Consider the following 5,615-nt stretch of genomic DNA (forward strand, 5'->3'; position numbering starts at 1 on the left):
CAGATAGCCAGTCGGATATAAATTTGATTTTTAAATCCATAACACAAGTCTCTTTCCAAGCCATAGTTAGTCCTCCTAACTATGAGTTTTAACTTATGTAAACGAAGTCTCCAGATCATTTTGTAAAGTATGTCCCCGGTTTGTACACCTCCCCAGCCCTCCCCAAAGGGAGGGAGCTTGTTCAACACTCAAAAACAAAAAAAGCGCCTTTACGGCGCTTGGTTATTACTGCACTTTATAAAATTTAGATACCATATTGAGCTTGGTATGCTTTAACTGCTTCAAGATGCTCAGCATTGCCATCTTGTTGTTCTAGGTAAGAAATCAGATCACTTAAGCTCACAATCGAAATTACCTTACATGCGAAGTCGCGCTCCACTTCTTGAATAGCAGAAAGCTCGCCTTTGCCTTTTTCTTGGCGGTCAATCGCAACCAAAACACCCGCTAAATCAGCACCGTTATTTTGGATGATTTCCATCGATTCGCGAATCGCAGTGCCTGCCGTAATCACATCATCAACAAGCATGATTCGACCTTCCAACGCACTACCAACCAAGTTACCGCCTTCGCCGTGATCTTTCGCTTCTTTACGGTTAAAACAGTATGGCGTATCGATATTATGATGATCTGCTAGAGCAACTGCTGTTGTGGTTGCGATTGGAATCCCTTTGTAAGCAGGGCCAAACAACACATCAAAATCGATGCCTGAATCCGCCAACGCCGCTGCATAGAAGCGACCTAAACGGGCCAAGTCAGATCCGGTATTAAACAAACCAGCGTTAAAGAAATATGGGCTTTTACGTCCGGATTTCAGAGTAAACTCACCAAATTTCAGCACTTCTCTCTCAAGGGCAAACTCAATAAACTCACGCTGGTACGCTTTCATAACTCTCTCTCTATGTTTCCCTATAACGGGTTATTTTGACACTCTCACCACCGGGTGGTGTCCAGACCATTTCCCCCGGGTGGTGAGAAAAACACAAAAAAATAGCCCCTTAAATAAGGAGCTATTTTTAAAAACTAGTTAGTAAGTGCTTCTTTCTGCACTTGAACAATATCGGCAATGCCCTTCTTGGCACTTTCCAGTAACGACATCAACTCTTCATGACTGAACGGTTCACCTTCTGCGGTACCCTGAATTTCAATCATCTTACCTTCTTCGGTCATGACCACATTCATATCGGTATCGGCATTGGAATCTTCAACATATTCCAAATCACAAAGTACGTCTTCGCCAAGAATACCAACAGAAACAGCAGCAACATGGCCTTTCATCGGGTTTTTCTTCAACTTGCCAGCTTTAATTAAATGCGCAAAAGCATCGGCCATAGCAACACTTGCACCAGTAATAGAAGCAGTACGAGTGCCCCCGTCGGCTTGAATCACATCACAATCGACGGTAATCATTAGCTCGCCCATCGCTTTCAAATCAACCACAGCACGTAAACTGCGTGCGATAAGACGTTGAATTTCCATCGTACGTCCGCCCTGCTTACCATTTGCAGCTTCGCGGCGAGTACGAGTATGAGTAGCACGAGGAAGCATACCGTATTCCGCAGTCACCCAACCTTTACCTTGGCCTTTTAACCAACGAGGCACACTTTCTTCAACGGTTGCGTTACACAATACTTTCGTATTACCAAATTCAACTAATACAGAACCTTCTGCATAAGCGGTGTAATTCCGAGTAATTTTGATTGGACGCACTTGATCCGCTGCGCGGTTATTTGGACGCATAATTCTCTGCCTTTATTGGGTGAGATGTAATCGATTTGGCGCAGATTATAACGGAAATATTCACAGCTTCCTACCCTGCTATCGCACACGCCGAATGAAATCTGCTTTGTAATTCATCCTAATCTCTTATTGCTCCTACATTGATCCGAATAAATCTATGTTAGTATGATGGTTATTAAAAATACGCCTTAACAGTTTAGGACTAAGGACACACTGATGATTTACAGCATGACCGCGTATTCACGCAAAGAAGTGAAAGGTGACTGGGGCAGTGCCGTTTGGGAAATCCGTTCGGTTAACCAACGTTACTTAGAAACTTACTTCCGTCTACCAGAGCAATTTCGTGGTCTGGAACCTGTGCTTCGCGAGCGTTTTCGTAAACGCCTAGCACGCGGTAAAGTTGAGTGTAGCCTACGCTTTGAAGCAAACCCAGCAGCACAAAGTGAGCTGACCATTAATGAACCACTTGCAGAACAAGTGATTAAAGCAGCCAATCAAATCATGCATATGACGGGTGAACTAAGCCGCATCAATCCATTCCAAGTCATGCAATGGCAAGGTGTTATGGAAACACCTGAACAAGATATCGATGCGATCAATAAAGAGCTATTAAAGGCTTTTGACGAAGGTGTAACCGAGTTTATCGATGCCCGTGGTCGTGAAGGGGAAAACATGAAAGCCCTCATCGAACAGCGCCTAACGGCTATTAGTGAAGAAGTGGCACAGGTACGTACTCGTATGCCAGAAATTATTGAATGGCAACGCGAACGTCTGCAAACCAAATTTGCTGAAGCTCAAGTAGAACTCGACCCCACCCGTATCGAACAAGAAATGATTCTTCTAGCGCAAAAATCAGATGTAGCAGAAGAGCTTGATCGCTTAGACTCTCACGTTAAAGAAGCACGTAACGTACTGAAAAAAGGTGGCTCGTGTGGTCGCCGTCTCGATTTTATGATGCAAGAATTCAACCGTGAATCAAACACGCTTGCCTCAAAATCCATCAGTACCGATATCACTGCATCAGGTGTTGAATTAAAAGTGCTTATTGAACAGATGCGCGAACAGATCCAAAACATCGAATAACCACTTATTCATAGAATTAGGGCAGCATTGTGAGTCCATGCTGCCCTTTTTTATCGCTCAAAGTTGGCTTGCTATTTAAGCACAGCGATAGAAATCATTCACTTGCTGAGTGCTCAGTGGGTAAGAACAGTAATTACCTTGCGCATAAACACTGTTAATCTCAGAAAATGTCTTTAATTCAGGTTGATTAACACCACAAAGAACGATCTTTTTCGCATACCCTTTCAACTTGTTAAGAAAGTTAATTTTTACAACTTTACGAGCAAGGTGATGTGAGAAATCCGCATCTAACTTAATCCCATCCCAAATTTTTAATTTGAGATAACGGTTGTGCAGATCTTTACGAGCATCATAATCATTGAGCCAAACTTCAACGCCTTTTGCTCTCAGCAAACGGATATTTTTTATAAAACGCTCCATTTGCTCTGCAAATAAGTCATAACCATTCACTTCTAGAACAAGTCGATCTCGGCAATGAGATGCGATTTTGGCAACAAAGTTAGAATCAGCAATAAAAGCCATATCGATATTGAATGAGACTCGCGTATTTAGCCTATCGACTAATTCAACTGCTTGGTGCCATTGTTGCTCTATAATCGCTTGAAAGCAGGCATCGTCAGCTTGTCGAAAAAAGTTGGTCGAGTCATAGCCTTCCCCCGCATTAAAGTGCATTTCTGGAAGAAACTCGAACGCAAACAGTGAATGGCTATCTTCAGCATAAATTGGTTGATATTTAGCAGCAAAAGCGGCAAGTAATGTTCCCTGCAAATTAAATACTAAGCATTGATCGTCCTGGGTTTCGATAAGTTTTTGCATAGTCTTTTGCTTCACGTTCGTTAGTTTAAAACAATTGAGTTGCGGTTATTTATACCGCTTTTACGTAACATGCCCAAAAATGTTATCTATTTTGTCCATATCACAGACGTTTAATGTTACGTATGCTAAACGGGCAAAGACTTTGTGGAAACGTTTGTCAGAAAAGTTTTTTCAGTTGCTGAATGTAGTTCAAATAATTTGAATAACTGAGTAGTTTGTAAATATATGAAATGATCAAAAAGGGGGACTTCACGTCCCCAGAAAAATAAATATTCGTTTATTGAATAAAGTAGGTTTCAAATTCAGCCACAGTTGGCGTGCCTTTACTCGATAAAATTGTGAAATTCACTTTTTTCAGGCTAACCGCATCAAACGTAATGACACCAGTAGATGTACCTGATGCAATCACCTCATCAGTATCATTATTCGTTAACTGCCAGCTAGTGATATTGCCGCTATAGTCATCTGCTTCACGAATCACAACCGCGTTGATAGTTTGAGCTGTTTTCCATTTGATCGACACCGTACCTGTGCTGCCTTTAGGTGCCCAAAGTGTTGTACTATCGCCATCTCTAACCGAGCCGTAACTTCCCATCCCTTTGCCATCACCGTCTGAGCCTGCACCGATTGATAGATTGGTTTCTCCGCTTACATCAATCGAAGCTGAATCATCGCTACTTGATGTGTCTGATGATGAGTCAGAGGTATCACTATTAGACGATGATGTGTCATCAGCTGTTTCATTACTTTCTTCTGTTCGTGTGCTTGTCGCACATTTACCATCAGAAACAGCGTAATCATTTTGAGTACCAGCGGTTGCAAGCACAATCGATTGAACACAATCAGTCTCATCTAAAGTATATTGATATGGAATAGTAATCGACGTAGTAGAAACAGGATCTGGACCAGCAGGATGGTTAGTTGAATTATCTAACCAAGTGACATCATTAAATTGATTGCCACTGAGATCCCAATAGCCCATGTCATCAGTATAAAATGTGCCGATCGGGTTTTGCACATCGTTGAAGACATTGTTTTCAGCCTTAATTTGACCACCGATACGAGGATTCATACCTGATTTAGATACATGGGCATAGTAGTTATTAAACGCGTGTACTGTACCGTGACGTAAAAGAGGTAAGCGAGAATCAATATTCTCATAACGGTTGTGATGGAATGTTATATACGTATTCTCAGTATCATTATCACTTGAACCAATCAATCCTCCACGTCCCGAGTGGTGTAGATAGTTATATGAAACAGTGACATATTGCGTTGTTGCTTTCATATCAATCAATGAGTCATAACCATCTTTCTCACCACCTGATGCTTCTAATTCATTGTGATCAATCCAGATATTATGGACGTTTTTCTCTAAACCAATCGCATCACCGCCATTAGAAATCGGTGATCCTGATTTTTTCACATTACGTACGTGCACATTACGGATAATGATATTTGATGCATCACGGATATGAATGCCAATTTCATCGAATAAAGCCTCACCTTGGCCAATTAATGAAATATTACTCACGCCCTTAAACTGAATAGCATCACCACGTGTATTACAACTACCAGATGCTTGTTCGGTATTATCGTGGTTAATTGTGCCTGTCACGTAAATGGTTAATGGAGTGTCATCACTCGAGCGATTGCACATAGCTTGGTTAATTTCAGTACCCGTCGTTGCATAAACGACGTCACCACCTTCTCCGCCAGTCGTACCACCATTAAGAGAGGCGTAACCATCAACGCCCGCCCAGGCATTTATTGCACTGAATAGACAAACAGAAAGGGTTGTAAAACGAAAAATAGACGATGTTGTCATTCTTTTTATCTCATTCTAAGCCATCACTATTAATGGCCCAAGAAAGATAAAACATACAAAATATTAATGGTTTTACTGGATGATTATTTTGAATAAAAATCACAATACAAGTTACTGTTTTTATTAAAAATCACAATTATTACTTTTATTT

At 41.3% G+C, this 5,615-nt stretch carries 5 protein-coding genes; 1 reads left to right on the forward strand and 4 read right to left on the reverse strand.

Annotated features, from left to right (window positions below):
• Positions 1-244: 244 nt before the first annotated feature.
• On the reverse strand, positions 245-886 hold the full coding sequence (gene pyrE, locus F9817_RS23350) for an orotate phosphoribosyltransferase (RefSeq protein ID WP_161158611.1): 642 nt from the start codon (positions 884-886) through the stop codon (positions 245-247).
• 134 nt (positions 887-1,020) lie between these two features.
• Positions 1,021-1,737: a ribonuclease PH gene (rph, locus tag F9817_RS23355; protein WP_161158612.1), complete on the reverse strand. Its 717-nt coding sequence runs from the start codon at positions 1,735-1,737 to the stop codon at positions 1,021-1,023.
• Between the two features lie 216 nt (positions 1,738-1,953).
• Between rph and F9817_RS23360 the strand changes: the two genes are divergently transcribed.
• Positions 1,954-2,820: a YicC/YloC family endoribonuclease gene (locus F9817_RS23360; RefSeq protein ID WP_161158613.1), complete on the forward strand. Its 867-nt coding sequence runs from the start codon at positions 1,954-1,956 to the stop codon at positions 2,818-2,820.
• 75 nt (positions 2,821-2,895) lie between these two features.
• On the opposite strand, the gene F9817_RS23365 is transcribed toward F9817_RS23360, so the two are convergent.
• On the reverse strand, positions 2,896-3,636 hold the full coding sequence (locus F9817_RS23365; RefSeq protein ID WP_161158614.1) for an EAL domain-containing protein: 741 nt from the start codon (positions 3,634-3,636) through the stop codon (positions 2,896-2,898).
• A gap of 277 nt (positions 3,637-3,913) precedes the next feature.
• Positions 3,914-5,464 (reverse strand): pectate lyase family protein, encoded by a 1,551-nt coding sequence (locus F9817_RS23370; RefSeq protein WP_161158615.1) that lies wholly within the window; start codon positions 5,462-5,464, stop codon positions 3,914-3,916.
• Positions 5,465-5,615 lie beyond the last annotated feature (151 nt).

Origin of the sequence: Vibrio eleionomae (assembly GCF_009874545.1) — a bacterium.
Classification (GTDB): Bacteria; Pseudomonadota; Gammaproteobacteria; order Enterobacterales; family Vibrionaceae; genus Vibrio; species Vibrio nitrifigilis.

Bases quoted from the DNA above. Each gene is read 5' to 3' on its own strand.
- F9817_RS23365 (WP_161158614.1), bottom strand. From the start codon at position 3,636: ATGCAAAAACTTATCGAAACCCAGGACGATCAATGCTTAGTATTTAAT.
- pyrE (WP_161158611.1), bottom strand. From the start codon at position 886: ATGAAAGCGTACCAGCGTGAGTTTATTGAGTTTGCCCTTGAGAGAGAA.
- F9817_RS23360 (WP_161158613.1), top strand. From the start codon at position 1,954: ATGATTTACAGCATGACCGCGTATTCACGCAAAGAAGTGAAAGGTGAC.
- F9817_RS23370 (WP_161158615.1), bottom strand. From the start codon at position 5,464: ATGACAACATCGTCTATTTTTCGTTTTACAACCCTTTCTGTTTGTCTA.
- rph (WP_161158612.1), bottom strand. From the start codon at position 1,737: ATGCGTCCAAATAACCGCGCAGCGGATCAAGTGCGTCCAATCAAAATT.